The sequence below is a fragment of the Streptomyces sp. NBC_01306 genome, assembly GCF_026340465.1.
Lineage (GTDB): Bacteria > Actinomycetota > Actinomycetes > Streptomycetales > Streptomycetaceae > Streptomyces.
Genome location: NZ_JAPEPC010000001.1, coordinates 4,557,073 through 4,582,289, shown reverse-complemented (window position 1 = coordinate 4,582,289; position 25,217 = coordinate 4,557,073). Strand labels below are relative to the sequence as shown.

General features: G+C 70.0%; 21 protein-coding genes, 1 tRNA gene, 1 pseudogene and 1 riboswitch. Of the genes and pseudogenes, 11 read left to right on the top strand and 12 right to left on the bottom strand.

The genetic code is table 11. From position 1 onward, the window contains the following. Positions 1-32 precede the first annotated feature (32 nt). On the bottom strand, positions 33-1,049 hold the full coding sequence (locus OG385_RS20220; protein ID WP_266856314.1) for a LacI family DNA-binding transcriptional regulator: 1,017 nt from the start codon (positions 1,047-1,049) through the stop codon (positions 33-35). Between the two features lie 218 nt (positions 1,050-1,267). Here OG385_RS20220 and OG385_RS20215 point away from each other — a divergent pair, with 218 nt between their 5' ends. The 4 genes from OG385_RS20215 (at position 1,268) to OG385_RS20200 (ending at position 4,776) form a co-directional block, all read left to right on the top strand. Further along, a complete protein-coding gene (locus tag OG385_RS20215) occupies positions 1,268-2,164 on the top strand; it encodes an amidohydrolase (RefSeq protein WP_266856311.1) in 897 nt (298 codons plus the stop codon). After that, complete coding sequence (locus OG385_RS20210; protein ID WP_266856309.1) at positions 2,161-2,664, top strand: cysteine dioxygenase family protein; 504 nt, start codon at positions 2,161-2,163, stop codon at positions 2,662-2,664. Before OG385_RS20215 ends, OG385_RS20210 begins: the two co-directional genes overlap by 4 nt. Positions 2,665-2,823: 159 nt before the next feature. After that, entirely contained in the window at positions 2,824-4,245 is a 1,422-nt protein-coding gene (locus OG385_RS20205; RefSeq protein WP_266856307.1) for a cytosine permease, read from the top strand. Between the two features lie 96 nt (positions 4,246-4,341). Then, on the top strand, positions 4,342-4,776 hold the full coding sequence (locus OG385_RS20200) for a hypothetical protein (RefSeq protein ID WP_266856305.1): 435 nt from the start codon (positions 4,342-4,344) through the stop codon (positions 4,774-4,776). Positions 4,777-5,222: 446 nt separating this feature from the next. Here OG385_RS20200 and OG385_RS20195 read toward each other — a convergent pair whose 3' ends face one another. Continuing rightward, on the bottom strand, positions 5,223-6,614 hold the full coding sequence (locus tag OG385_RS20195) for a cystathionine beta-synthase (protein WP_266861018.1): 1,392 nt from the start codon (positions 6,612-6,614) through the stop codon (positions 5,223-5,225). Between the two features lie 132 nt (positions 6,615-6,746). Here OG385_RS20195 and OG385_RS20190 point away from each other — a divergent pair. From OG385_RS20190 to OG385_RS20180, 3 genes and pseudogenes are all read left to right on the top strand, one after another. Further along, a pseudogene (locus OG385_RS20190) lies at positions 6,747-7,712 on the top strand (SGNH/GDSL hydrolase family protein); the annotation flags it as partial. Positions 7,713-8,139: 427 nt separating this feature from the next. Continuing rightward, on the top strand, positions 8,140-9,360 hold the full coding sequence (locus tag OG385_RS20185; RefSeq protein WP_266856303.1) for an acetyl-CoA C-acetyltransferase: 1,221 nt from the start codon (positions 8,140-8,142) through the stop codon (positions 9,358-9,360). Positions 9,361-9,833: 473 nt separating this feature from the next. Next, a complete protein-coding gene (locus OG385_RS20180; RefSeq protein ID WP_266856301.1) occupies positions 9,834-10,685 on the top strand; it encodes a hypothetical protein in 852 nt (283 codons plus the stop codon). 141 nt (positions 10,686-10,826) lie between these two features. Here OG385_RS20180 and OG385_RS20175 read toward each other — a convergent pair whose 3' ends face one another. Next, a complete protein-coding gene (locus OG385_RS20175; protein WP_266856299.1) occupies positions 10,827-11,144 on the bottom strand; it encodes a hypothetical protein in 318 nt (105 codons plus the stop codon). 110 nt (positions 11,145-11,254) lie between these two features. On the opposite strand from OG385_RS20175, the gene OG385_RS20170 reads away from it, so the two are divergent. Beyond that, positions 11,255-11,485, top strand: coding sequence for a DUF4287 domain-containing protein (locus tag OG385_RS20170; protein WP_266856297.1), 231 nt, complete (start codon positions 11,255-11,257; stop codon positions 11,483-11,485). A 136-nt stretch (positions 11,486-11,621) separates the two neighbouring features. On the opposite strand, the gene OG385_RS20165 is transcribed toward OG385_RS20170, so the two are convergent. Beyond that, on the bottom strand, positions 11,622-12,503 hold the full coding sequence (locus OG385_RS20165) for a Bax inhibitor-1/YccA family protein (RefSeq protein ID WP_266856295.1): 882 nt from the start codon (positions 12,501-12,503) through the stop codon (positions 11,622-11,624). Between the two features lie 128 nt (positions 12,504-12,631). Beyond that, positions 12,632-12,714, bottom strand: a tRNA-Leu gene (locus tag OG385_RS20160). Positions 12,715-13,113: 399 nt separating this feature from the next. Here OG385_RS20160 and OG385_RS20155 point away from each other — a divergent pair. Both OG385_RS20155 and OG385_RS20150 read left to right on the top strand, forming a co-directional pair. Continuing rightward, a complete protein-coding gene (locus tag OG385_RS20155; protein ID WP_266856293.1) occupies positions 13,114-13,884 on the top strand; it encodes an ABC transporter ATP-binding protein in 771 nt (256 codons plus the stop codon). A gap of 97 nt (positions 13,885-13,981) precedes the next feature. Next, positions 13,982-16,507 (top strand): ABC transporter permease, encoded by a 2,526-nt coding sequence (locus OG385_RS20150; protein WP_266856291.1) that lies wholly within the window; start codon positions 13,982-13,984, stop codon positions 16,505-16,507. Between the two features lie 131 nt (positions 16,508-16,638). Here the strand turns inward: OG385_RS20150 and OG385_RS20145 are convergent, their stop codons facing one another. Continuing rightward, positions 16,639-17,934 carry a cyclopropane-fatty-acyl-phospholipid synthase family protein gene (locus OG385_RS20145; protein WP_266856289.1) on the bottom strand — a complete coding sequence of 432 codons (1,296 nt, stop codon included), beginning with the start codon at positions 17,932-17,934 and terminating at the stop codon, positions 16,639-16,641. Between the two features lie 205 nt (positions 17,935-18,139). Then, complete coding sequence (locus OG385_RS20140) at positions 18,140-19,537, bottom strand: NAD(P)/FAD-dependent oxidoreductase (RefSeq protein ID WP_266856287.1); 1,398 nt, start codon at positions 19,535-19,537, stop codon at positions 18,140-18,142. Between the two features lie 575 nt (positions 19,538-20,112). On the opposite strand from OG385_RS20140, the gene OG385_RS20135 reads away from it, so the two are divergent. Then, entirely contained in the window at positions 20,113-20,358 is a 246-nt protein-coding gene (locus tag OG385_RS20135; RefSeq protein WP_323183809.1) for a type II toxin-antitoxin system RelE/ParE family toxin, read from the top strand. 18 nt (positions 20,359-20,376) lie between these two features. On the opposite strand, the gene OG385_RS20130 is transcribed toward OG385_RS20135, so the two are convergent. The 5 genes from OG385_RS20130 to OG385_RS20110 form a co-directional block, all read right to left on the bottom strand. Then, positions 20,377-21,306, bottom strand: a complete 930-nt coding sequence (locus OG385_RS20130) for a Ppx/GppA phosphatase family protein (RefSeq protein WP_266856285.1) — start codon at positions 21,304-21,306, stop codon at positions 20,377-20,379. 58 nt (positions 21,307-21,364) lie between these two features. Continuing rightward, complete coding sequence (locus OG385_RS20125) at positions 21,365-21,913, bottom strand: DUF501 domain-containing protein (RefSeq protein ID WP_266856283.1); 549 nt, start codon at positions 21,911-21,913, stop codon at positions 21,365-21,367. A 123-nt stretch (positions 21,914-22,036) separates the two neighbouring features. Then, positions 22,037-22,513: a septum formation initiator family protein gene (locus OG385_RS20120; RefSeq protein WP_266856281.1), complete on the bottom strand. Its 477-nt coding sequence runs from the start codon at positions 22,511-22,513 to the stop codon at positions 22,037-22,039. A gap of 140 nt (positions 22,514-22,653) precedes the next feature. Then, the gene (gene eno, locus OG385_RS20115; RefSeq protein ID WP_164260962.1) at positions 22,654-23,943 is read right to left on the bottom strand and encodes a phosphopyruvate hydratase; all 1,290 of its coding nucleotides are present in this window, start codon (positions 23,941-23,943) and stop codon (positions 22,654-22,656) included. 291 nt (positions 23,944-24,234) lie between these two features. Next, entirely contained in the window at positions 24,235-24,945 is a 711-nt protein-coding gene (locus tag OG385_RS20110; protein ID WP_266856276.1) for a transglycosylase family protein, read from the bottom strand. 3 nt (positions 24,946-24,948) lie between these two features. Then, positions 24,949-25,135: riboswitch (cyclic di-AMP (ydaO/yuaA leader) on the bottom strand. Between the last annotated feature and the right edge of the window lie 82 nt (positions 25,136-25,217).

The window sequence follows — 25,217 nt, the reverse complement described above, 5'->3', positions numbered from 1 at the left end:
CCAGCGGTAGCCGGGGGAGTTCGAGGCCACACTCAAGCCGGGCCCGGGGGCAGCGCCCCCGCGGCGGACCCGCGCTCCACCAGCCGCGGCGCACACAGAATCCGCTTGCGCCGCACCCGCCGCCCCTCGATCGCTGCCACAGCCAGCCGCGCCGCCTCCGCCGCGATCTCCGCGAGGCCCCAGTCCAGGGTCGTCAGCGCGGGCGTCAGGACCCGGGAGACCGGGTGGTCGTCGAAGCCGACCACCGACAGGTCCCGGCCGATCGCCAGGCCCGCTTCGGCGGCCGCCGCGTACACGCCGTACGCGATCGAGTCCGAGAAGCAGAAGACCGCGGTGGAGCGGCCGCCCACCACCCCGCGCGCGACCCCGGTCGCCTCGCCCAACTCCTGGGCACACGGCACCACTTCGACGTCGAGGCCGAGCCGGTCCGCCGCCTCGCGCACATAGACGTCGGCGGGGCGGTCGGGGGTGCTGGGCCCCGTCGGGGTCAGCACCGTCACGCGCCGGTGCCCGAGCCCGCCCAGATACGCCAGCACCGCGTCGATCCCGGCGCGGTTGTCGAAGAGCACCTCCCCGGCGGTCCTGGCCTGCTGGAGCGAGTCACCGATGGAGACCACCGGCACCGCCTCGGCGATCTTCGACCAGCCCTCGGCCGATGGGTCGACCGGCGAGACGAGCAGACCGTCCACCCGCTGGTCGCGGAGTTGCTTGGCGAGGACCAGCTCCCGTGCGGGATCGCCGCCCGCGTCGAGGATCAGCGCATAGCGGTCACCCGCCAGGAGTTCGCGCCCTATCGCCGCCATCAGCTGCTGCTGCCAGAGGTCCTGGAGGTCGCCCGCGAGGACGCCGACCATGCTCGTACGGCCGCTGGCGAGGGCGCGGGCGATGGGATCCGCCTCGTACCCCAGCTCGGCCGCGGCCTTGCGGACCCGCTCCTCGGTCTCCTTGGAGACCTGCTTGCCACGCAGGGCGTACGAGACGGCGGCAGTGGAGAGGCCGGTGGCCTCTGCCACCTCGCGGAGGGTGGTGCGCTTGCTCGGCCTGGCCATGACGGGAAGCCTACCGGCCACCCCCGACAGCCCGCCGCGCCATTGCGCAGACCCGCGACCGGGTCTTCCCGGCCCCGCCCGGCCCGACCGGCGCCGGCCCAGCACACCCAGCCATACACCCAGGCATACACCCAGCCTTGACAGCCAGCCTTGACACACCACTCGGTTAACCGCTTCACTTAACCGCATCAGTTAACCGCTTAACGCAAAGGTGAATCTTGCTTGTAGACGTCCACCAGCACCTCTGGCCACCGGCCTTCACCGAGCTGCTGCGCGCCCGCACCACCGCCCCGCACCTCGACGGCTGGACGCTCCACCTGCAAGGAGAGCCGCCGTACGCGGTCGATCCTGCCGATCACGACATCGCGGCCCGCACCGCGCTCGCCCATGCCGACGGGCTCGGGCTGGCGCTCGTCTCGCTCTCCAGCCCGCTCGGTATCGAATATCTGCCGCCCGCCGAAGCGGACCCGCTGCTGGCCGCCTTCCACGACGGCGCGCTGGCCCTCCCCGCACCGTTCGGCGTCTGGGCGTCGGCGGGACTCGTCGCACCGGACCCCGAAGCGCTGGGCCGCACTCTGGACCGAGGGTGCGCGGGGCTCCAACTGCCCGCCACCGCACTGCTCGACGAGGCCGGCTGGGCGCACTGCGCGCCACTGCTCGACACGCTCGCCCGCGCCGGCAAACCGCTCTTCGTCCATCCGGGCGCGGCCGCACCCAGCGGCCCCGGCACCCCGCCGTGGTGGCCCGCGCTGGTGCCGTACGTCCAGCAGCTGCACGCCTCCTGGTTCGCCTTCCGTGCGTTCGGCCGGCCGCGCCACCCCCGGCTCCGGGTCTGCTTCGCCGCCCTCGCGGGCCTCGCCCCGCTGCACGGCGAGCGGCTCGCGGCCCGGGGCGGCGGCCGGGGCCAGGTCGATTCCAACGCCTTCTACGAGACCTCCTCGTACGGCACCCGGGCGGTGGACGCCCTGGTCCGAGCGGTCGGCATCGACGTGGTCGTGACCGGCAGCGACCGTCCGTACGCCCGCCCAGTGATCCCCGACCTCGGCGCCGAAGCGGCCGTCCACGCGCTCCGCGCCGCCAACCCCGCCCACCTCCTGGAAGGAGCAACCCCGTGACGTACGACGCCGCGCTGCCCGACCGCAATCTCGACAAGCGTGAACTCCGGGCACTTGTCGACGACTTGGCCACCCGCCCGGAGCTCTGGCGCTCCGAGGTCGCCTTCTCGGACACCGACCGGCACTACGCCTCGCTGCACCGCGACGAGTACGTCGACATCTGGCTGCTCTGCTGGACCCGGCAGAACGACACCGGCTGGCACGACCACGACATCTCGTCCGGCGCGGTCCGGGTGGTCCAGGGCGTGCTGACCGAGTCGAATCCGCGCATCGGCGGCAAGCACCTCGCGACAGCCGTCGGCGCGGACGCCTCCTTCTGCTTCGGTCCGGACCACATCCACCGCCTGACCGGGGCGACGGACGACGCGGTCTCGATCCACGCGTACTCGCCACCGCTCTGGCGGCTCGGCCAGTACGACATCAGCGACGACGGTCTGATGCGCCGGATTTCTGTCTCATATGCGGACGAACTACGCCCAATGGACAGTCCCGCCGCCTGAAGAATCAGCTAACCAACCTGCACTAATTCGCCTGGACCTATTGACCTTCCATTCATCACGGCACAGTCTGCATAGATCGATACAACGTCGGTCGGTACACACCCGGCCAGCGATGGCAGCGCCGTGATGACAGCGCAGTGGTGAGAGGGAGGCCGTCCAGTGGCAGGCCTGGTGGAACAGCGGTCGATCGATGTCGTCCCCGACGAGGAGCGCCACGGCAGCGCCTTCTCGCAGTTCACCCTCTGGGTGGGCGCGAACCTGCATATCACCGCGGTCGTGACCGGCGCGCTCGCCGTGGTCTTCGGCGGCGGCGCGCTCTGGTCGATCGTCGGGCTGCTGCTCGGCAATCTGCTCGGCGGGACCGTGATGGCCCTCCACTCGGCGCAGGGCCCACGGCTCGGACTGCCCCAGATGATCTCGTCCCGTGCGCAGTTCGGGGTCAAGGGCGCGGTGGTCCCGCTGGCCCTGGTGATCCTGATGTACGTCGGGTTCTTCGCCAGCGGCACCGTCCTGGCGGGCCAGGCGGTGGGCAAGCTGACCCACCTCGGCGACACCCCTGGCATCGTCATCTTCGCCGTGATCACCGCGGCGATGGCCGTCATCGGCTACCGGGTCATCCACACGCTCGGCCGGGTGGCGAGCGTCATCTGTGCCATCGCCTTCATCTACCTGGGTATCCGGCTGCTCGACCGCATCGACCTGGGCACGGTCCTGCACGACCACAGCTTCTCGTTCCCGCTGTTCCTGCTCGCGGTCTCGCTCTCGGCCTCCTGGCAGCTGGCGTTCGGCCCGTACGTGGCGGACTACTCGCGCTATCTGCCCCGTACGACGAGCGGCCGCGCCACCTTCTGGTGGACGCTCGGCGGCACGACGCTCGGCTCGCAGTGGTCGATGACCTTCGGCGTCCTGGTGGCGGCCACAGCGGGCGACGCCTTCCTGAACAGCCAGGTCGGTTACGTGGTCGGCCTCGGCGGCACCGGTCTGATGGCCTCGGTCCTGTACTTCGTCATCGCGCTGGGCAAGCTCACGATCAACGTGCTCAACACCTACGGCGGCTTCATGTCGATGGTGACGAGCATCAGCGGCTTCCGCGGCCAGAAGACCCTCACCACGCGCGGCCGCACGCTCTACATCCTGATCATCATGGTCGCCGGCACGGTGGTGGCCCTGGCCGGCAAGGACAGCTTCCTCGACTCCTTCAAGGACTTCCTGCTCTTCCTGCTGGCCTTCTTCACGCCGTGGTCCGCGATCAACCTGGTCGACTACTACCTGGTCTCCCGCGAGCGCTACGACATCCCGGCCCTCTCCGACCCGAAGGGCCGCTACGGCGCCTGGCGCTGGGACGCCCTGGTGGTCTACGGGATCGGTCTGGTGGCCCAGTTCCCCTTCCTGGCCACGTCCTTCTACACCGGACCGGTGGTCAGCCACCTCGGCGGCGCCGACATCTCCTGGATCGTGGGGCTGGTGGTCCCGGCGGCGCTGTACTGGATCCTGGCGCGGCGGAACACCTCGCACATCCCGGCGGCCACCATCCTGGCGCCGGCCGCCGAGCCCGTACCGGAGCAGGTGCCGTCCCCGTAGGGCGGGGCAGGACGGCGCGGTGGGTGGGAGTACCCCCACTGAATTGGGGGGTTAGCCCCACTGCTCCCCGCGCTCCGGGTTCGTACCGTGGACACCATGGAAGCCAGCGACCCGGAGTTGAAGAAGGAACTCGACGCCGCCCTGCACGCCCGCAGGGACCTGGGCGAGGATTACGACTCGGCCCTGGTCGAATCGTTCCTGGAGAAGGTCGAGCAGCGGCTCGACAGCACGGTGGACCGGCGGATGCGCCGGCAGATGGCCGAACAGCAGATGGTCGTCGCCCGGGGCGGCAGCCGGCCGCAGCAGCCCGAGAGCGGGTTCGGCGAGCGGTTCGGGTTCGGGATCGTCACGATGATCCTGGCCGTCCCGCTGTCCGCGATCGGCGTGGTGAACGCGGGCCTGGCGGGCCTCATCGTCACCTGGGCGGGGATCGCGGGGGTCAACATGGTCCACGCCGCGCGCGACGGCGGCCTGTTCCAGGGTCTGCGTCACCGCTCGAAGTCCTCGTCCGAATCCGACTGGGAGGACTGACGCGGTTCGGACCGACGCGGGTCGGACTGACAGACACTGGCCGGGCTGACGCTGGCCCGGTCGTGCGAGGACTGCCGCAGGCCGGGCTGACCGCGGGTCCGGTCGCCGTGCGCCGTGCCCCTCACGGCCTGGTACGGCAGCCGGCCGCCGTAGCAGGGTGATCGCGGGGGCCGCCGCACCCCCGGCGGACCGGGGGCCGGGACGACAGCGGTCCCCGCGAGGGACGCGGGTCCGGGTCAGGGCCGGGGTGCCGCGTCCATGGCGTCCTGGAGGCCGGGAGCCGCTCCGGAGGTCCGTGACGCCGATCGTGGTGCCGGCGGGTCTCCCTGCCGGCACCCACCAATCTGCCGCAGCAGTGTTAAGACGGTGCTGCGCGGGCGTGTCACCCGTGTACCACTTGGGCGAATCCCGCCCGCGACCACCGGATCAGCGGCCCTCCGCGATCCTCAGCGGGCCTCGGCGTTGCGTGCCAGATAGCTCAGCAGGTCCTGGCGGCTGACCACACCCGTCGGCTTCCCCTCCACCAGCACGATCGCCGCGTCCGCCTTGCCCAGGACGGCCATCAGGTCGGCGACCGGCTCGCCCGAGCCGACCAGCGGAAGCGGCGAGGACATGTGCTTCTCCAGCGCGTCGCCCAGCGAGGCCCGCTGGGTGAACAGCGCGTCGAGCAGCTCGCGCTCCACCACCGAGCCGATGACCTCGGCGGCCATCACGTCCGGGTGCCCGGCCCCCGGCTTCACGATGGGCATCTGGGACACGCCGTACTCGCGCAGCACGTCGATCGCTTCGCCGACGGTCTCCTCCGGGTGCATATGCACCAGGTGAGGGATGCCGTCCTCCTTGCCGAGCAGCACATCGGAGACGCGCGGCTCGGTGCCGGGCTGCTCCAGGAACCCGTAGTCGTTCATCCACTCGTCGTTGAAGATCTTCGAGAGGTAGCCGCGTCCGCTGTCCGGCAGCAGCACGACGACGATGTCGTCGGGTCCGAGGTCCTCGGCCACCCGCAGCGCCGCCACGACCGCCATCCCGCAGGAGCCGCCGACCAGCAGGCCCTCCTCCTTGGCGAGCCTGCGCGTCATCTGGAAGGAGTCCTTGTCGGACACGGCGACGATGCCGTCGGTCACCGTCCTGTCGTACGCGGAAGGCCAGAAGTCCTCACCGACGCCCTCGACGAGATAGGGCCGCCCCGAGCCGCCCGAGTACACGGAGCCCTCCGGGTCGGCGCCGATGACCTCGACCCGGCCGTCGGACACGTCCTTGAGGTACCGGCCGGTCCCGCTGATCGTGCCGCCCGTGCCGACGCCCGCGACGAAGTGGGTGATCCGCCCCTCCGTCTGCTCCCACAGCTCGGGGCCCGTGGTCTCGTAGTGCGAGCGCGGGTTGTTGGGGTTGCTGTACTGGTCGGGCTTCCACGCACCCGGGGTTTCCCTGACCAGGCGGTCGGAGACGTTGTAGTACGAGTCGGGGTGGTCGGGGTCGACCGCGGTGGGGCAGACGACGACATCGGCCCCGTACGCCCGCAGCACGTTGATCTTGTCCGTTGACACCTTGTCCGGGCAGACGAAGATGCACTTGTAGCCCTTCTGCTGAGCCACGATCGCCAGCCCGACACCAGTGTTCCCACTGGTCGGCTCCACGATCGTGCCGCCGGGCAGCAGCTCACCGCTCTGCTCCGCCGCCTCGATCATGCGCACGGCGATACGGTCCTTCACAGAACCGCCGGGGTTGAAGTATTCGACCTTGGCCAGGACGGTCGCCCTGATCCCTTCGGTCACATTGTTGAGCCTCACCAACGGGGTGTTGCCGACGAGGCTGATCATCGAGTCGTGGAATTGCACCATGGCGGTCAGCGTATTGGACAAGATTGGGCAGCACCGGTGTACGGGCAGTTAGGTGATGTGCGGCTTGGCCGGCCGGACACCGCCTGGCACGTGTACGGCTATGAGGAGGTGGCAGTGTCGAGGGCGAGGGTGGCGCGACGGATCGCCGCGGGCGCGGCGTACGGAGGCGGAAGCATCGGGCTGGTAGGAGCGGCCGCGGTGGGGGTGGTGCTGGCGGAGGTCCAGCTGGCGAAACGCTCCGTGGGCGGTGGGCGGGCCCCTCAGGCGCCGAGCGCGGACGGGCGGTACGGGCTGGCGTTCGCGGGCCGCACGGGGCACCTGGAGCCGTTACGGCTGGCGATGCTCGGCGACTCGACGGCGGCGGGCCAGGGCGTACGGCGGGCGGGCCAGACCCCGGCCGCGCTGCTGGCCTCCGGTCTCGCCGCGGTGGCCGAGCGGCCGGTGGATCTGCGGAACGTCGCGCTGCCGGGTGCGATGTCGGACGATCTGGACCGGCAGGTGGGGCTGGTGCTCGCCGATCCCGCGCGACTGCCCGAGGTCTGCGTGATCATGATCGGCGCGAACGACGTGACCCACCGGATGCCGGCCACGCAGTCCGTACGCCATCTTGCGACCTCGGTCCGCAGGCTGCGGACGGCGGGGGCCGAGGTCGTCGTCGGGACCTGCCCCGACCTGGGCACGGTCGAGCCCGTCTACCAGCCGCTGCGGTGGCTGGCCCGGCGGGTCTCCCGGCAATTGGCGGCGGCCCAGACGATCGGGGTGGTCGAACAGGGCGGGCGGACGGTGTCGCTCGGCGAGATGCTGGGCCCGGAGTTCGCGGCGAACCCCCGGGAGCTGTTCGGCCCGGACAACTACCACCCATCGGCCGAGGGGTATGCGACGGCCGCGATGGCGGTGCTGCCCACGCTCTGCGCGGTACTGGGCCTGTGGCCGGAGACCGATCACCTGGACGCCACCCGCGACGAGGACATGCTGCCGGTGGCCAAGGCCGCGTCGGCCGCCGCGTCCGAGGCGGGCACCGAGGTCACGGGCGCCCGCGCGCCCTGGGCCCTGCTGAAGCACCGCAGGCGGCGGCGCCTGCCGGAGTCCTCCGAAACGCAGTCGTCCGAAACGCAGTCGTCCGACACCCGGTCGTCCGAAACCCAGCCCTCCCACACCCCGTCGTCCGACACCCGGCCGCCCGAAAAGCAGCCGCCCGGAACTGGGTCATCCGGAACCCGGTCGTCCGAAACCCAGCCGCCCGGAACGGCCCACGCCGCGCCACCCGGGGAGCCCCGCCACGGGCCCAGGCCGCCGGTCGCTCCCGACCCGGGGCCGGGCCGGGAGCCGGGGGTTGCGCAGCCCCCCGCGCCACCATCCTGAGCGGTCGCTTAGAAAAGAGTCCCGCATCACACACCCTCTCCGGTGACCTCGGCGGTACGTCCGGGTAACTTCCCAGTCAGCCCCGCAGACCGACCAGAACTGCCGCCGGACCAAGCACTACCGCCCAGCCAGCCCGCTTTCTCAGCCTCATGGAGCCGTGATGCCCGAAGCCGTGATCGTCTCAACCGCCCGCTCCCCCATCGGCCGCGCCTTCAAGGGTTCGCTGAAGGACCTGCGCGCCGACGACCTCACCGCCACCATCATCCAGGCCGCCCTCGCCAAGGTCCCCGAGCTGGACCCCCGGGACATCGACGACCTGATGCTGGGCTGCGGGCTGCCCGGCGGCGAGCAGGGCAACAACCTGGGCCGCATCGTCAGCGTGGCCATGGGGATGGACCACCTCCCCGGCTGTACGGTCACCCGCTACTGCTCGTCGTCCCTCCAGACCTCACGGATGGCGCTGCACGCCATCAAGGCGGGCGAGGGCGATGTCTTCATCTCGGCCGGTGTCGAGATGGTGTCGCGGTTCGTGAAGGGCAACTCCGACAGCCTTCCCGACACCCACAACCCGCTCTTCGCCGAGGCCGAGGCGCGCACCGAGGCCGTGGCCAAGAGCGAGGGCGCCTCCTGGCACGACCCCCGCGAGGACGGCCTCGTGCCGGACGCGTACATCGCGATGGGCCAGACCGCCGAGAACCTGGCGGGGCTCAAGGGCATCACCCGGCAGGACATGGACGAGTTCGGCGTGCGGTCGCAGAACCTCGCCGAGGAAGCGATCAAGAACGGCTTCTGGGCCCGCGAGATCACCCCGGTGACGCTCCCCGACGGCACGGTCGTCTCCGCGGACGACGGCCCGCGCGCCGGCGTGACCCTCGAAGGCGTACAGGGCCTGAAGCCGGTCTTCCGCCCCGACGGCCGCATCACCGCGGGCAACTGCTGCCCGCTCAACGACGGCGCGGCGGCCCTGGTGATCATGAGTGACACCAAGGCGCGCGAGCTGGGCCTCACCCCGTTGGCCCGGATCGTCTCGACCGGTGTCACCGGCCTCTCCCCCGAGATCATGGGGTACGGACCGGTCGAGGCGTCCAAGCAGGCGCTGAAGCGGGCGGGCCTGACGATCGGCGACATCGACCTGGCCGAGCTGAACGAGGCGTTCGCCGCGCAGGTCATCCCGTCCTACCGGGACCTGGGCCTCGACCTGGACAAGGTGAACGTGAACGGTGGCGCCATCGCCGTCGGCCACCCCTTCGGCATGACGGGCGCGCGCATCACCGGCACGCTGATCAACAGCCTGCAGTTCCACGACAAGCAGTTCGGCCTGGAGACGATGTGCGTGGGCGGCGGCCAGGGCATGGCGATGGTCATCGAGCGCCTGAGCTGATTCCGCAGCCCCCGCCGGAATCCGTCACGGAATGCGTCACGGAATCCGTCAGCCCGTGAATCCACAGCGGATCCACAGCGAAACACAGCAACACACAGCGCTTGCACAGCGGAATCACAGACACGCACGCAGCGCGTCCGCCGAATAACGCTGCGTCGGCCAAATCGCCCCGATCCCTCCCGCAGGAGGGGTCGGGGCGTTCGCAACTCCGCTACCGAGAGGCACGGTTGATGCCGCCACTGTCACAACTCCCCTCCGTCCAAGCCTCTCGCCACCCAGTCGTGACCGAATCTCCCCCAGGATGTGACCTATCTCCCGAGGGTCTTCCATTCCTGCAGGTCACAGCGGCATCAGTGGGAAAAACAGGGCCCAAAGACCTGTCCAATTCATGACGTAATGCACTGACAGCGGACACACTCTCACGACAAGCTGATGTAGGAAGTCGGGGACCGATTGAATCCGGGAGTAAGTCAGTGAGCACTTTGTCGATTGCCCTGCTGCTGACGACGGCCACCGCCACGGCCGTCGGCGCTGCGTCCCTTCATGCCGCACACGGCCTCCGCCGCCAGATCGCCGCCCTGCGTGACGACCTCGCCGGCGCCACCGGCGGCAGCACCCGGGGCGCGACCGTACCGGCCGCGCGTGAGACCCCGGCGGCCGAGATACGGGCGGCCGTCGCGGAAGCGCTGGCCGAGGAACGTGAACGCGAGCTGGCCGAGGCGCGCGCCTTCTGGGCCGCGCAGGAGTCCCGCGACGCGGCGGACGCCCCGTCCCTGCTGGGCGGCCTGGCCGGACTCGGCGAGGACGCCGCGTTCTTCCTGCCGCGCCAGACGGACTTCACCGGCGTCGACCCGGCCTTCGAGACCGGCTTCGGCCCGGAGCTGGAACCGGCCGTCGAGTCGGGCGTCGACGCGGACGACGAGCCGGGCCCCGACGAGTACGCGGCCGACAGCGCCGAACTGGCCGCGGCCCGCCGCCGGCACCCTTCGCACCCCGACTTCGTCCCGGTGCAGACCCCCGTGGTGACCGAGCACGAGCGCATGGTGACCCGCCTCGAAGAGCTCGCCGAGACCCGCACCGCGCTCTCCGACGTCCGTCCGGGCCCGCTCGGGACGCTCGATGTGTACGTCTTCACCGACGGCACCACGCTCTGCATGACGCCGGGCCACCGCGAGACCGCCGAGCGGCTCTCCGAGGCCCTGCGCGCGGGCGACAACCCGGTCCTGCTGGGCGGTTCCGGCATCTCCGGCGCGTACGCGCTGACCTTCACCTGCGGCGAGGAGAACGTCTACATCCTCGCGGACCGCGTCATAGCGTCGCTGTAGGACCGGACCGCGTCACACCGGACGCGTCACACCGGACCGCGTCACACCGGACGCGTCAGGGCCTCGCCGCAGCGCCCGTCTCCGTAGCGCCGCAGCCGCCCAAGGCCGTAACGCCCAGCACCGCAAGGCCCCTCGCGCCCCTCACAGCCCCGAACCGGCCTCGGCCGCCTCCACCGACTTCACGGCCTCGTCCAGCTCGACGGACGGGGCCGTTCGCAGCTCCTCCGCCAAGTCGTGTGCCGCGACGGCGACTTGGTCGGCGACGGCGAACAGCCCGGCGTCCGGCATGATCCGCACGGCGGCGTCCGGGGACTCCAGGCGCTGGGCGCGCGACGACAGTTCCCTGGCCAGCGCCAGCCCGACGGCTGCGGCGCCGCGCTGGAGCCGGCTCTGCGGAGCGGAGCGCAGCCGGTCGGCGAAGCGGTCGGCGGCGGCGGTGAGGGGCGTCGTATCGAGCACGCCGCGACCCTACGCGCCCGCCCCGGACTGTTGCCAACGGGCCGATGCTGAGGCACGGTGCAGTGAAGGCACAGCAATACCGACTCAGCGCAATGCCTCCGGAGGCGCCGATGTCCCAAGTCTTCTCCGAAGAGACCCATCGCAACCTGCTCTCCCGCATCCCCGAGTGCACCGGCCGTGAAGTGTCCGACTGGCTCCGCGCCGTCGACGAGGGCCCCACCCTCGTCCGCTTCGACGAGAAGGTCAGCTGGCTCAGGACCGAACACCACCTGGCCTACGGCCACGCCAAGGCGATCATCCACGAGTACGACCTGAGACGAGCCGCGCGGCGGCTGCTCTAGGCACCCTCCGGGCACCAAGGCACCGCACAGCGGTATCAAGCGACTCCAACCACACCAGTACACCCGAAGGGGCCCGTCCGGAAGTGTTCCGGACGGGCCCCTTCAGATGCTCACTCAGGTGCTCACTGACACCGCTCTAGTCGTTGCCGGTGAAGATCGCGACCAGCCGCAGCATCTCCAGATAGATCCAGACGAGCGACATGGTCAGGCCGAACGCCGCCAGCCACGACTCCTGGCGCGGGGCGCCATAGGTGATGCCGTCCTCGATCTGCTTGAAGTCCAGCGTCAGGAAGAAGCAGCCGATCAGGATCGCCAGCACCCCGACGAGCGCACCGAGCGGACCGAAGTCGCGCAGCCCGCCGTCACCGGCGACACCGAAGGCGACCAGCAGCAGATTGACCACCATCACCATCAGGAACGCCATGGCGATGGTCATGCCGATGCGGGCGTACCGGGCGGTGACCCGGATCCAGCGCTGCTTGTACGCCAGCAGGCTCGCGGCCGACACCGCCATCGTGCCCAGCACCGCCTGGAAGGGCGCGCCCGACCACTGGCTGTTGTACATCTCACTGAGCACGCCGAGGAAGATGCCCTCGAAGAACGCGTAGCCGAGGATCAGCGCGGGCGTCGGCGTCCGCTTGAAGGACTGCACCATCGCCAGGACGAAGGCCACCAGCGCGGAGCCGATGGCCAGTCCGTAGCTGGTCGATGAGACCGGCAGCAGCATCCAGGCCAGCGTGGCGCCGACGGCGACCGTGCCGAGCGTGAGGGCCGTACGCGAGACGACGTCGTCCATCGTCATCGCGCCGGCGCGCGCGGGCGCCTGGGGGCCGTTGGGGTCGGTCGCGTACGGATTGGCGGCGTACGGGTTGGCGTACGCGTTCTGGCCGGACGGGCTCTGCGCGTACGGGTTGCCCGCTACGGAGGGGTCCCCGGCCAGCAGCGCCGAGTTGAACCCCGCGTAGCCGTTGTCGCGGCTGAAGCCCCGTCGCGAGAAGACCGGGTTGCTGCTCCTCATCTCACTCCTCAGTGGCCACCGTGCGTGGCCTCGTGAACAGAGTAATGGGACAGCAAAGAAAAGGGCGTAGTGCCTGGGAAGGATCTTTCCGCGATCGTGACACCGGCCGAGCCCGGTGCCCGGCGAGGTGCCCGGAACCGGACTTGAACCGGTACGCCCCCGAGGGGCAGCGAGGTTTAAGCTCGCCGTGTCTGCATTCCACCATCCGGGCAAGACGCGCGGCACCGCATTCGCGTTTCAGAGACTATCCGGACGCGCCGCCCGGACAGCGGACCCTTAACCCGATGTTGTCTTATTTTATTGATGCCTGAAGGTGCGTCAGCCAGTGGATGCGCCATCGGCACATGCCACATGTGGTGGCGGCCCCGTACCGGGGCGTACGGGATTGACGGAAAGTCGCCGTACCGGCCCCGCCGCCCCGGCCCGGCCGCCGGGCCGGGGTACCCGCGGGGGACGGCCTCAGGGGCGGTGTCATACCGGAGGAGGAGGCGGCGCCCTCCCGGTCACTCTCAAGAGGGCCACGGGAACGGGCACGCGGAGGGACGTTTCGCCGCCGGGCGGCCGCAAGGATGAAGAGGTCCCCGCATCCCGTTCCGAACAGGAGCCCCACGTGACCTCGACCACCACCGCCCGCCGCGCCACCGCGGTGGCCGCCCGCGCATCCGACCTCTCCAAGGTGTACGGCCAGGGGGAGACCCAGGTGGTCGCCCTGGACGGCGTGTCCGTGGACTTCCGGCAGGGCGAGTTCACCGCGATCATGGGCCCGTCCGGTTCCGGGAAGTCGACGCTGATGCACTGTGTCGCGGGGCTCGACACCTTCACATCGGGATCCGTACGCATCGGTGAGACCGAGCTGAGCACCCTCAAGGACAAGCAGCTCACGCAGTTGCGCCGGGACAAGATCGGCTTCATCTTCCAGGCCTTCAACCTGCTGCCCACCCTGACGGCGGCCGAGAACATCACGCTGCCGATGGACATCGCGGGCCGCAAGCCCGACAAGGCGTGGCTGGCGAATGTCATCGAGATGGTGGGGCTCAAGGACCGGCTCAGCCACCGGCCCACCCAGCTCTCCGGCGGCCAGCAGCAGCGCGTCGCCGTGGCCCGTGCGCTGGCCTCGCAGCCCGAGATCATCTTCGGCGACGAGCCGACCGGGAACCTGGACTCCCGCTCGGGCGCCGAGGTGCTCGGCTTCCTGCGCAACTCCGTACGGGAGCTGGGCCAGACCGTCGTCATGGTGACCCATGACGCGATGGCCGCCGCCTACGCGGACCGGGTGATCTTCCTCGCCGACGGCCGGATCGTCGACGAGATGCTGTCGCCCAGCGCCGACGCGGTGCTGGACCGGATGAAGGAGTTCGACGCCCGGGGCCGTACCAGCTGACCCCGCCCCGGCCGGGGTCCGCATCCCGGCCGGCCCCACTCCGTACGGGCGACTCCGCCCGCCCCGCCTGCTCCTCACCTCAGGACTGACACCCGCCATGTTCCGTACCGCCCTGCGCAATGTGCTCTCGCACAAGGCCAGGCTGCTGATGACCGTCCTCGCCGTGCTGCTCGGCGTGGCCTTCGTCTCCGGCACCCTGGTCTTCACCGACACCCTCAGCCACGCCTTCCGCAACGAGTCGGCCAAGAACTACTCCGACGTGGCTGTCGCGGTCACCTCGTACTCCGACTCGGACAACCCCAAGGAGGCCCCCGGAGTCAGCACGAAGACCCTGGACCGGATCCGGGGCCTGGACGGTGTCGCCTCGGCCACCGGCCGCGTCTCCGGGTTCGCCGGTGTCGCCGACCACCGGGGCAAGCTGATCGGCGACGGCTGGTCCAACAAGGGCGGGAACTTCTCCCCCGGCGCCGGGGGCAAGGACGGCCAGTACGCGTTCACCGACGGCTCGGGCCCGGTACGGGACGGCCAGATCGCGCTGGACCGGGACACCGCGGACAAGGGCGGCTACCACGTCGGTGACACCGTGCGGGTCGCGACGAACGGGCCGGTGCGCGAGTACACCCTCGCCGGGATCTTCACCACCGACGACGGCGCGGTCGGCGCCGGCGGCAGCCTGGTCCTCTTCGACACCGCGGTCACGCAGAAGCTCTATCTGAAGCCCGGCTGGTACGAGGACGTCAACATCGCGGCCACTCCCGGCACTTCCCAGGCGAAGCTCCTCTCCGAGGTCAAGCCGCTCCTCCCGAAGAACGCCGACGCCCAGACCGGCAAGCAGGTCGCCGACAAGCAGGCCAAGCAGATCGAGCGGGAGATGTCGGGGCTGAGCCAGATGCTCCTCGGCTTCGCAGCGGTCGCGCTCTTCGTCGGGATCTTCCTGATCTCCAACACCTTCACCATGCTGGTCGCCCAGCGCACCAAGGAGCTGGCCCTGCTGCGCGCCGTCGGCGCATCCCGTAAACAGGTCACCCGCTCGGTGCTCGCCGAGGCGCTGGTGGTCGGCACGGTCGCCTCCGTGGTCGGCTTCGGACTCGGCATCGGCCTGGCCGTGGGGCTGCGCTCCGCGATGGGCTCGTTCGGGGCGAAGGTGCCCGGCGGCCCGCTGATCGTGTCGCCCAGCACCGCACTGATCGCGCTGCTCGTCGGCGTACTGATCACGATGCTCGCCGCCTGGCTGCCCGCCCGCAGGGCGGCGAAGATCCCGCCGGTCGCGGCGATGGGCAGTGCACATCTGCCCGCCACGACCAAGTCCCTGGTGGTACGGAACTCGATCGGCGCCGTCATCACGCTGGCCGGTGCCGCGGTGATCGTCGCCGGTGCGTCGGCCGGCTCCAGCGGCCGGATGATGATCGGGGCCGGTGCCTTCCTCGCCCTGATCGGCGTGATCGTGCTGATCCCGCTGCTCTCCCGTCCCGTCATCGCGCTCGTACGGCCGCTGCTGACCGGGGTGTTCGGGGTGTCGGGCAAGCTCGCGGGCCAGAACGCGGTCCGTAACCCGCGCCGCACCGGGGCCACCGCTTCCGCGCTGGCGATCGGTCTGACGCTGGTCACCGGACTCTCGGTGATCGGTGTCACGGTGGGCCAGTCCGTGGACCGGATGACCACGGACAACTTCAAGGGTGACTACATGGTCGAGATGGCCAACGGCATGTCGCTCACGCCCTCCACGGTCACCGCGCTGGAGAAGGCGAAGGGCGTCACCGCGGTCTCCCCGCAGGGCGGCACCCAGATCGTCATCGACGGCAGTGACGAGTCGGTCTCCAGTGTGAAGCCCGGCGACATCCAGCAGGTGCTCAACCTCCCGGTGGTCTCGGGCTCACTGGACTCACTCGCCAGGGGGCAGATCGCCGTCGAGCAGAAGACGGCGGAGAAGAACGGCTGGAAGCCCGGCAGCAAGGTGTCCGCGAAGTACCTGGACGACAAGAAGGGCTCGCTGACGGTCGGCGCGGTGTTCAAGGAGAACCAGTTCGTCTCCTCCGTCCTGGCCCCCACGTCGGTGCTCGCCCCGCACGAGAAGACGCAGGACATCACGCAGATCTACGTGAAGACGGACGGCGGCAGCGGCTCCGGTGAGCAGGCCCTGGTGGACGCGATGGGCGGCAACCCGGCCATCTCCGTCCTGGGCCGGCAGGACATCCGCAACGCCATGGGCGGCATGATCAACACCACCCTGAACATCATGTACGGGCTGCTGGCGATGGCCCTGATCATCGCGGTGCTCGGCGTCGTCAACACCCTGGCGATGTCGGTCTTCGAGCGGCAGCAGGAGATCGGGATGCTGCGGGCGATCGGCCTGGACCGGGCCAAGGTGAAGCGGATGATCCGGCTGGAGGCCGTGGTGATCTCGCTCTTCGGCGCGGTGGTCGGGATCGCGCTGGGAACCTTCCTGGCCTGGGCGGTCGGCCAGACCATCAAGTCGGACATCCCGCACTACGTGCTGGTCATGCCGTGGGGTCGGATCGGTATCTTCCTGGTGCTCGCGGCGTTCGTCGGAGTGCTGGCCTCGCTCTGGCCGGCCCGCAGCGCGGCGCGGCTGAACATGCTGACGGCGATCAAGACGGAGTAGCCGGACCAGCCGGAGCGGGCGGAGTAGCCCGCCCGGCGCGGGTCATACGCAGACGGGGAGGCCCGGGACATCGACAGTGTCCCGGGCCTCCCTTGCGTGTGCCCGGCGCCGGCCGGGCGGGTACGCGGCCCTCAGCGCCAGTCGCGGGCCCGGCGCGGCATCCCGGAGGCCCCGCTCTCCGGGGTCTTCACGGCCAGCACCTGGTTGACGCCGATCCGGTTCTTCTCGAAGGCGAGCGCGGACGCGGCCATGTAGAGCCGCCAGATCCGGGCCCGGCCCGGACTCGTCAGCCGGACCGCCTCCGCCCAGCGCGCCTCCAGATTGGCCACCCACTCCCGGAGCGTCAGCGCGTAGTGCTCACGGAGCATCTCGACGTCGCGGGCCTCGAAACCGGCTTCCTCAAGCAGCTCCACGGTCCGGCCGACCGGCGACAGCTCGCCGTCCGGGAAGACGTAGGCGTCGATGAACGCGTCGATCTCGTACGCCGATTCGTCCCGCTCGGGGCGGCGGCCGATCTGGTGGTTGAGCAGCCGGCCGCCGGGCTTGAGCAGGGCGAACAGATCGTCCGCGTACTCCCGGTAGCGGACCGAGCCGACGTGCTCGGCCATCCCGATCGACGAAATCGCGTCGTAAGGACCGTCCTTGACGTCCCGGTAGTCCTGGACGCGGATCTCGATCCGGTCCGTCAGCCCCTCCTCGGCGATGCGCTTGCGCGCGTACGCGGCCTGCTCGCGGGAGAGGGTGACACCGGTGACCCGGGCCCCGTACTCGCGGGCGGCGTGGATGGCCATCGAGCCCCATCCGCAGCCGACATCGAGCAGCCGCATCCCCTCCTGGAGCTCCAGCTTCCGGCAGACCAGGTCGAGCTTGTCGCGCTGGGCGGTCTCCAGTGTGGAGTCCTCGGCCCAGTAGGCGCAGGAGTAGACCATCGACGGGCCGAGCACCAGCTCGTAGAAGTCGTTGCCGACGTCGTAGTGGTGGCTGATGGCCTGCTGGTCACGGCGCTTGGTGTGGACCGGGCCCCGGCGGCGTCTGATCTCCTCAGCCGGTGGGGGTGGCGGGGGCAGCAGCCCGCCGATGTCGAGGAGTCCGCGGGCGGCTGCCCGCAACTTCGGGTCGAACAGCGGCAGGCGCGCCTTCTTGAGCTCCGCCGGGTCGTCGCGCTCCCAGATGAGCCCGGCCAGCAGGTCGAGCGCCGCGTACAGATCGCCGTCCACGTCGATCTCACCGGCGACCCAGGCGCGGGCGAGGCCGAGCTCCCCCGGCTTCCACAACAGCCGCCGCAGGGCGCGCCGGTGACGGATCACCAGGACGGGCGTCCCCGGCGGCCCGGACTCGCTGCCGTCCCAGGCCCGGATGCGGACCGGGAGCGGGGCTCCCAGAAGCTCCTCGGCGAGAGTGGTCAGCCGCAGCGCGGCGTCGGCCATGGCGCACACCTCCGTACAACAGATGGGAAAGGCTCAGCAGTAGGTAAACACCGAACACCCGCCGCCACAGTCCCAATACCACATAACGGGAGCGTAAAATCCGTGGTGGATACATGTACATCTGTCCCGGTACGTCGAAGAGGCCGCCCGCACCACGGATGGCGGACGGCCTCTCGGACCTGAACGAACCTGCTGTGCTACCGAGTCAGGCCTTGGCCTTCTCGGCGTCGGACTTGCCCGCTTCGGCCTTCGGCGCCGCGGGACGGGGCGCCGGCTTGGCCGCCTCGTAGAACTCCTCGCGGGGAGTCTCCATCGCGCCGAGCGAGACGACCTCGCGCTTGAGGAACATCGCGAGCGTCCAGTCGGCGACGACGCGGATCTTGCGGTTCCAGGTCGGCACCGCGAGGCCGTGGTAACCACGGTGCATGTACCAGGCGAGACGGCCCTTGAGCTTGATCTTCATCTTGCCCATGACGATCATCGCGACGCCCTTGTGGAGGCCGAGGCCCGCCACCGCACCCTTGTTGGCGTGCTCGTAGTCGCCCTGCGGGAAGCCGCGCATACCCGAGATGACGTTGTCACCGAGGACCTTGGCCTGACGCAGCGCGTGCTGGGCGTTCGGCGGGCACCAGGCGTTCTCGACACCGGCCTTGCGGGCGGCCATGTCCGGGACCTGCGCGTTGTCACCCGCGGCCCAGATGTAGTCCGTGCCCTGCACCTGGAGCTTCTCCGAGGTGTCCACGTGGCCGCGGGGGCCGAGCGGCAGACCGTAACGCGCCAGGACCGGGTTCGGCTTGACGCCGGCGGTCCAGACGAGCGTGTTGGCGTCGACCTCCAGGCCGTTGTTCAGCACCACGTGGCCGTCGATGCAGGAGTCCATGCCGGTCTTGAGGTAGACCTCGACCCCGCGGGACTCCAGGTGCTCCTTGCCGTACGCGCCGAGCTTCGGCCCGACCTCGGGAAGGATCTTGTCCGCCACGTCGACCAGCAGGAAGCGCATGTCCTCGCGCTTGACGTTGGTGTAGTACTTCGCGGCGTCCCTGGCCATGTCCTCGACCTCGCCGATGGTCTCCGCACCCGCGAAGCCACCGCCGACGAAGACGAAGGTCAGCGCCTTGCGGCGGACATCCTCGTCGGTCGTCGAGTCGGCCTTGTCGAGCTGCTCAAGGACGTGGTTGCGCAGACCGATCGCCTCTTCGACGCCCTTCATGCCGATGCCCTGCTCGGCGAGGCCGGGGATCGGGAAGGTACGGGAGACCGCGCCGAGCGCGATGACCAGGTAGTCGAAGGGCAGCTCGTAGGCCTCGCCGACGAGCGGCGCGACCGTGGCGACCTTGCGGTCCTGGTCGATCGTGGTGACTCGGCCGGTGAGGATCTCGGCCTTCGGCAGCACGCGTCGCAGCGGGACGACGACGTGCCGGGGCGAGATGCTGCCGGCAGCAGCTTCGGGGAGGAAGGGCTGGTACGTCATGTACGAGCGCGGGTCCACGACCGTGACGGTCGCTTCGCCGTAGCGCATCTTCTTGAGAATGCGTCGAGCTGCGTACAGGCCTACGTACCCGCCTCCAACTACGAGGATCCTGGGACGCTCCGTGGTGCTCATGGCAACGAGTATCCACCTCCTGAGGGGGGGGACCTCGTGCGCCCCTTCACAAGGTCGAAGGGCACCTCTGCTACACTGCGCGGCTCACATGACGGAGGTCACTCCTCCGCAAGGGAACCAACACACCTCGGGGGACGTTGTCCACCCCACTTGAGCTGGCCCTCACGGCGTCGCGCCGACTGGACCACTGCCCGATGACATCCCCCTGCAACACGTACGACACCGTGCGCGATACGCGGAACAGAGACCTACGGGCACCCGACTGGGCCCGATGTCCTCAGATCTTCGGCCGACAGGCCCCAATTCCTTGTGAAGAACTTCACGAACTTTCTCGCGGCCGACCGCCGGGACGGCTCACGGGCGCGCCCCAGAAGCCTGACAACGCTGTCATCGTCATCCCCTGAGCGGCCTCCCGGACGTGCTTCCCGGCCGCCCGAGCGGCCTCCCGGGCGCACCCCGGGCGCACCCCAGGCGCGTGTACACAATTACGCGTACACCTTCTTCATGGCTGAGAACACTGTGACCGTGCGGGAAGCCCGCGCACACCTTGTCGGACCACATCAACCGTGCCGAGGGTGGCACGCCTACGGCAGCTTCGAGCCATCGACCGGCCTGCCGCCATGCGCATTCTGGCCGCGCTGACCGCACTCGGTGACGATCCGTACCGCGAGGACGCCGACATCAAGAAGCTCACCGGCCCGTCGGGCCTCTATCGGCTCCGAGTCGGCAGCTACCGGGCTGCCTGCCAGGTCGAAGACGGCGAACTCATCATCCTCGTCGTCAAAGTCGGCGACCGGCGCGACGTCCACCGCAACATCTGAGAGCGGGCAGCACCAAGGTCACTCGGCGTCGCGCGCACAGCTCCACGCGATGCCGTCGAGGATGTCGTGCTCGCTGACGACCACCTCGCCGGCGCCGGTCCGCTTCATGACCGAGTGCAGGATCATCGCTCCCGCGCCGATGACGTCGGCCCGCCCCGGATGCATCACCGGGATCGCCGCACGCTCGTCGTGGGACGAGATCAGCAGGGTTCCGGCGATCTCGCCGACCTGCGCCGCGGTGATCCGTGAGTGGTGGATCGCCGTCGAGTCGTAGGCGTCGAGGCCCAGCGCGATGGCGCTGACGGTGGTCACCGAACCGGCGAGACCGACGAGCGTGCGGTTCCCGGACAGCGGGACCGTTTCCGCCGCCTCGTCCAGCGCGGCGTCGATGTCGGCCCGCATCGCGGTGATCTCGCCGAGCGTCGGCGGGTCGTGGCGGACGTGCCGCTCGGTGAGCCGTACGCAGCCGATGTCCACCGAGCGGGCCGCCTTGACGTTCTCGTCCCCGACGACGAACTCGGTCGAGCCACCGCCGATGTCCACCACCAGGTACTCGCCGCCCTGCCCGGCCAGTTCCTTCGTCGCGCCGGTGAAGGAGAACTCGGCCTCCTGGTCGCCGGTGATCACCTCGGGCTCGACGCCGAGGATGTCGCGCACCCCGCTGACGAACTCGTCCCGGTTCTCGGCGTCGCGGGACGCGGACGTGGCGACGAAGCGGAGACGCTCGGCGCCATGGGCCTTGATGATCTCGGCGTACTCCGTACAGGCCGCGAAGGTCCGCTCCAGCGCCTCGGGGGCGAGCCGGCCCGTCCGGTCGACGTCCTGGCCGAGCCGGACGATGGTCATCCGCCGGTCCAGGTCGACGAGTTCACCGGTGGCGGGGTCGGCGTCCGCGACGAGCAGACGGATGGAGTTCGTACCGCAGTCAATGGCAGCGACGCGGGTCATATGGGTGTCCTCACGGATGTGTGAAAGGGGGGTGGGGGTCCGGTCCCGGCCCGGTTCCTCAGTCGCCGAGCGGGGCGGAGCCCTCGCCGTCGCGGGCCCGCGGCACGCACGGGCCCTTCGCCCACCACTCGGGCAGCATCGCGATCGCCTCGTCCCCCAGCGGGTTGACGCCGGGCCCCGCGGCCAGTGAGTGACCGACCAGGACATGCAGGCACTTGACCCGGTCGGGCATCCCACCCGCGCTCGGGAAGCCCTCCAGGACCTCGATCGCGTCGCGGCGGGCGATGTAGTCCTCGTGCGCGGCCCGGTAGGCGGCGGCCAGTTCGGGGTCGGTGCGCAGGCGCTCGGTCATCTCCTTCATGACGCCGTTCGCCTCCAGCGTGCCGATCGCGGAGGCCGCACGCGGGCAGGTCAGGTAGTACGTCGTCGGGAACGGCGTGCCGTCCTCCAGACGCGGGGCCGTCTCGACGACGTCAGGGTTGCCGCACGGGCAGCGGTGCGCGATGGCGCGCAGCCCGCGGGGCGGTCGGCCGAGCTGCTCCTTGAACGCGCTGATGTCCGCGTCGGTGGGCTCGGTACGGTCGGTCTGCGGAGGGGGCGTTTCCATGCCTGCCTTGGATCTGAGTGCTGGTGAAGTGAGTGCCGGTGAGCTGAGTGGCTGTGAACTGAGTGGCTGTGAGACGTGTGGCCGGCAGCAGCCGGTGGGGCGCACGGCCGGTGCCGGCCCCGCCTAGGGGGCCTTGGTGCGGTCCGCGCTGTCCACGCCGTCCCACAGGTTCGAGTACCACGGCCGGTCCGCCGCGCCCTTGCCGGCGGTGCGCCGGGTGCGGGCGTCGGGGTCGACCATCGTGTAGTTGGTCTCCCCCGGCCGTACGTAGTGCAGTTGCTCACGGGCCAGCCGCTCCACGTACGCGTTGTCCTGGAGGCGGGCCTTCTCGTCCCGCAGCTCCTCGACACGCGCCCTCGCCTCGCTCACCTGGCGCCGCTGGTCGGCGATGTCGCCGCGCTGCGAGACGTACTGCCGCATCGGATACGCGAGCGCCACCACCAGGGTGCAGAGCACCATCAGCAGTATCGCCGCCCGGCCGGTGAGCCGGGGCCTGCGCGCCTGGCGCCTGGACTGGGAGCGGTAGACACGGGCCGCGGTCTGCTCACCGAGCACCTTGAGTCTGGTCGCGGTGGAGAACCGGTCCCGGTTCCCTGCCATGCCGCCTCCCCGTTACACACGCACGTCCGTCCCCGGACACGGTACGGGACCGGGCACGGGGACGGCTGCGCGTGGCTGCGCCTTTGCTGCTGATTCAGCGCTTTATTCAGTTCTTCGGCGGTGTCAGCTCTGCGGCGGTGTCAGCTGGAGCGGAAGCGCGGGAACGCCGAACGGCCCGCGTAGACCGCGGCGTCGTCGAGGATCTCCTCGATACGCAGCAGCTGGTTGTACTTGGCGACGCGGTCCGAGCGGGCCGGGGCGCCGGTCTTGATCTGGCCGCAGTTCACGGCGACCGCGAGGTCGGCGATGGTGACGTCCTCGGTCTCGCCGGAGCGGTGCGACATCATGCACTTGAAGCCGTTGCGCTGCGCGAGCTCGACGGCGTCCAGGGTCTCGGTCAGCGAACCGATCTGGTTGACCTTGACGAGCAGGGCGTTGGCGGAGCCCTCCTCGATGCCGCGGGCCAGCCGCTCCGGGTTGGTGACGAAGAGGTCGTCGCCGACGATCTGGACCTTGGCGCCCAGCTTGTCGGTGATGACCTTCCAGCCGTCCCAGTCGTCCTCGTACAGCGGGTCCTCGATGGAGACGAGCGGGTACGAGGCGACGAGCTCCTCGTAGTACTCGGTCATCTCGGCGGCCGAGCGGGACTTGCCCTCGAACTCGTACTTGCCGTCCTTGTAGAACTCGGAGGCGGCGACGTCGAGCGCGAGCGCGATGTCCTTGCCCGGCGCGTAGCCGGCCTCCTTGATGGCCTCAAGGATGAGGTCGAGGGCGGCGCGGTTCGACTCCAGGTTCGGCGCGAAGCCGCCCTCGTCGCCGAGACCGGTCGACAGGCCCTTGGTCTTCAGGACCTTCTTGAGGGTGTGGTAAACCTCGGCGCCCCAGCGCAGCGCCTCCGAGAAGGACTCGGCGCCGATCGGCGCGATCATGAACTCCTGGATGTCGACGTTGGAGTCGGCGTGCGACCCGCCGTTCAGGATGTTCATCATCGGAACGGGCAGCAGGTGCGCGTTCGGGCCGCCCAGGTAGCGGAAGAGCGGGAGGTCGGAAGCCTCGGAAGCGGCGTGCGCCACGGCGAGCGAGACGCCGAGGATGGCGTTGGCGCCGAGCGAGCCCTTGTTCTCCGTCGCGTCCAGGTCGAACATCGCCTGGTCGATCAGGCGCTGCTCGGTGGCGTCGTAGCCGACGAGCTCCGGCCCGATCTGCTCGATGACGGCGAGGACTGCCTTCTCGACGCCCTTGCCCTGGTAACGGTTGGGGTCACCGTCGCGGAGCTCGATGGCCTCGAACGCACCGGTGGAGGCGCCGGACGGGACGGCGGCACGGCCCGTGCTGCCGTCGTCGAGGCCGACCTCGACCTCGACCGTGGGGTTGCCTCGGGAGTCCAGGATTTCCCGGGCTACGACGACGTCGATGGACGGCACTAGCATCTCCTTCTGGGATGTGACGCTATGGGCGCAGGGTCTCTTTGGCCTTGCGGCACGAGCCTAACCGGCTCGGAGCCATAGGCCCGCAGGGCGCCCGGACCCTGGGACGAAAAAGGGCCCAAAAGATCGTATGACGGTGTGAAAGTCACCAAATTTACCAGACTGTGACCACCTCACCGTCCCCGCCGGGCCGGGCCGACGGGCGGAACCGGGACGCGGCTCCGGCGGAGAGACCCCCGGCCCGGCGCGTACGGGGGAGTCGCGCCGGGCCGGGGGTGCTGGGGAGAGCTGATATCAGCTCAGGTGGAGCTGCTGACCGGGGTAGATCAGGTTGGCGTCCTTCACGACGTCCTTGTTCAGGTCGAAGACCTTCTTCCAGCCACCGGAGACGTGCTCGGCCTTGGCGATCGTGGAGAGGGTGTCGCCGGCCTTGACCTTGTACTCGCCGTCACCCTTCTGGATCTTGGCGGGGGCGGCGTGCCGGGGAGCGGCGTGCTTCGGGGCGGCCGGCGCACTGGTGCGGGCCTCGCTGCGCGAAGCGGCCTGCTGGTCGCTGTGGCTGCTCTGCTGGTCGGCGCTCGACGAGGAGGAGCCGCTGTTCGAACCGGTGGAGACGTCCGGGCTCGGACCGCCGCTGGTCAGGCCGCCGGCACCGGCGCAGGACCAGGCGCCCGGACCCTGCATGGCGAGAAGCTTCTCGGCGGTGGCGATCTGCTGGCCCTTGGTGGCGAGGTCGGCACGCGGGGCGTACTGCGTACCGCCGGCGGCGGCCCAGCTGGAGTTGTTGAACTGGAGGCCGCCGTAGTAGCCGTTGCCCGTGTTCGTGGACCAGTTGCCGCCGGACTCGCACTGCGCGACGGCGTCCCAGGTCGAGACCGAAGCGGCGGAGGCCGAGGTCGCCCCGATCAGCGGTACGGCCACAGCGGCACCGGCAACACCGGCGAGAGTGGCGACGCGGACGGCCTTCGAGGGGCGACGGTGCTTGGACTTGCTGGAAAACAGCATGAAGAATCTCCTCACCGACGCCTACGAGGTGAGCTGTCGGGTTCGGGCCAATGAGTTGCCCGGCTGCGCGGCCTAGCGCACAGCTTCACCCCAAGCCGGTCCCGGTTCGTGCCGTTCTCTGACTCTGAACGGACGGCCGGCCCCGGCGCTTACCTGGGTCCCCCGCTCCTGCCTGCGGCGCTTCTTAGCGTCACTGTTTCCCTTCGACCGATGGCAGGATTCGGCGTGGCGATCGAAGAGGCCCGCGGTGCGAGCGGTCTGACCGTAATCAC

What these genes read in the sequence shown, in the direction of transcription:
- OG385_RS20130 (WP_266856285.1), bottom strand. Translation starts at nt 21,306, where the DNA reads ATGACCCGCGTCGCTGCCATTGACTGCGGTACGAACTCCATCCGTCTG.
- OG385_RS20120 (WP_266856281.1), bottom strand. Translation starts at nt 22,513, where the DNA reads ATGGCAGGGAACCGGGACCGGTTCTCCACCGCGACCAGACTCAAGGTG.
- OG385_RS20145 (WP_266856289.1), bottom strand. Translation starts at nt 17,934, where the DNA reads ATGGCCGACGCCGCGCTGCGGCTGACCACTCTCGCCGAGGAGCTTCTG.
- OG385_RS20170 (WP_266856297.1), top strand. Translation starts at nt 11,255, where the DNA reads ATGTCCCAAGTCTTCTCCGAAGAGACCCATCGCAACCTGCTCTCCCGC.
- OG385_RS20150 (WP_266856291.1), top strand. Translation starts at nt 13,982, where the DNA reads ATGTTCCGTACCGCCCTGCGCAATGTGCTCTCGCACAAGGCCAGGCTG.
- OG385_RS20200 (WP_266856305.1), top strand. Translation starts at nt 4,342, where the DNA reads ATGGAAGCCAGCGACCCGGAGTTGAAGAAGGAACTCGACGCCGCCCTG.
- OG385_RS20140 (WP_266856287.1), bottom strand. Translation starts at nt 19,537, where the DNA reads ATGAGCACCACGGAGCGTCCCAGGATCCTCGTAGTTGGAGGCGGGTAC.
- OG385_RS20110 (WP_266856276.1), bottom strand. Translation starts at nt 24,945, where the DNA reads ATGCTGTTTTCCAGCAAGTCCAAGCACCGTCGCCCCTCGAAGGCCGTC.
- OG385_RS20220 (WP_266856314.1), bottom strand. Translation starts at nt 1,049, where the DNA reads ATGGCCAGGCCGAGCAAGCGCACCACCCTCCGCGAGGTGGCAGAGGCC.
- OG385_RS20125 (WP_266856283.1), bottom strand. Translation starts at nt 21,913, where the DNA reads ATGGAAACGCCCCCTCCGCAGACCGACCGTACCGAGCCCACCGACGCG.
- eno (WP_164260962.1), bottom strand. Translation starts at nt 23,943, where the DNA reads ATGCTAGTGCCGTCCATCGACGTCGTCGTAGCCCGGGAAATCCTGGAC.
- OG385_RS20185 (WP_266856303.1), top strand. Translation starts at nt 8,140, where the DNA reads ATGCCCGAAGCCGTGATCGTCTCAACCGCCCGCTCCCCCATCGGCCGC.
- OG385_RS20165 (WP_266856295.1), bottom strand. Translation starts at nt 12,503, where the DNA reads ATGAGGAGCAGCAACCCGGTCTTCTCGCGACGGGGCTTCAGCCGCGAC.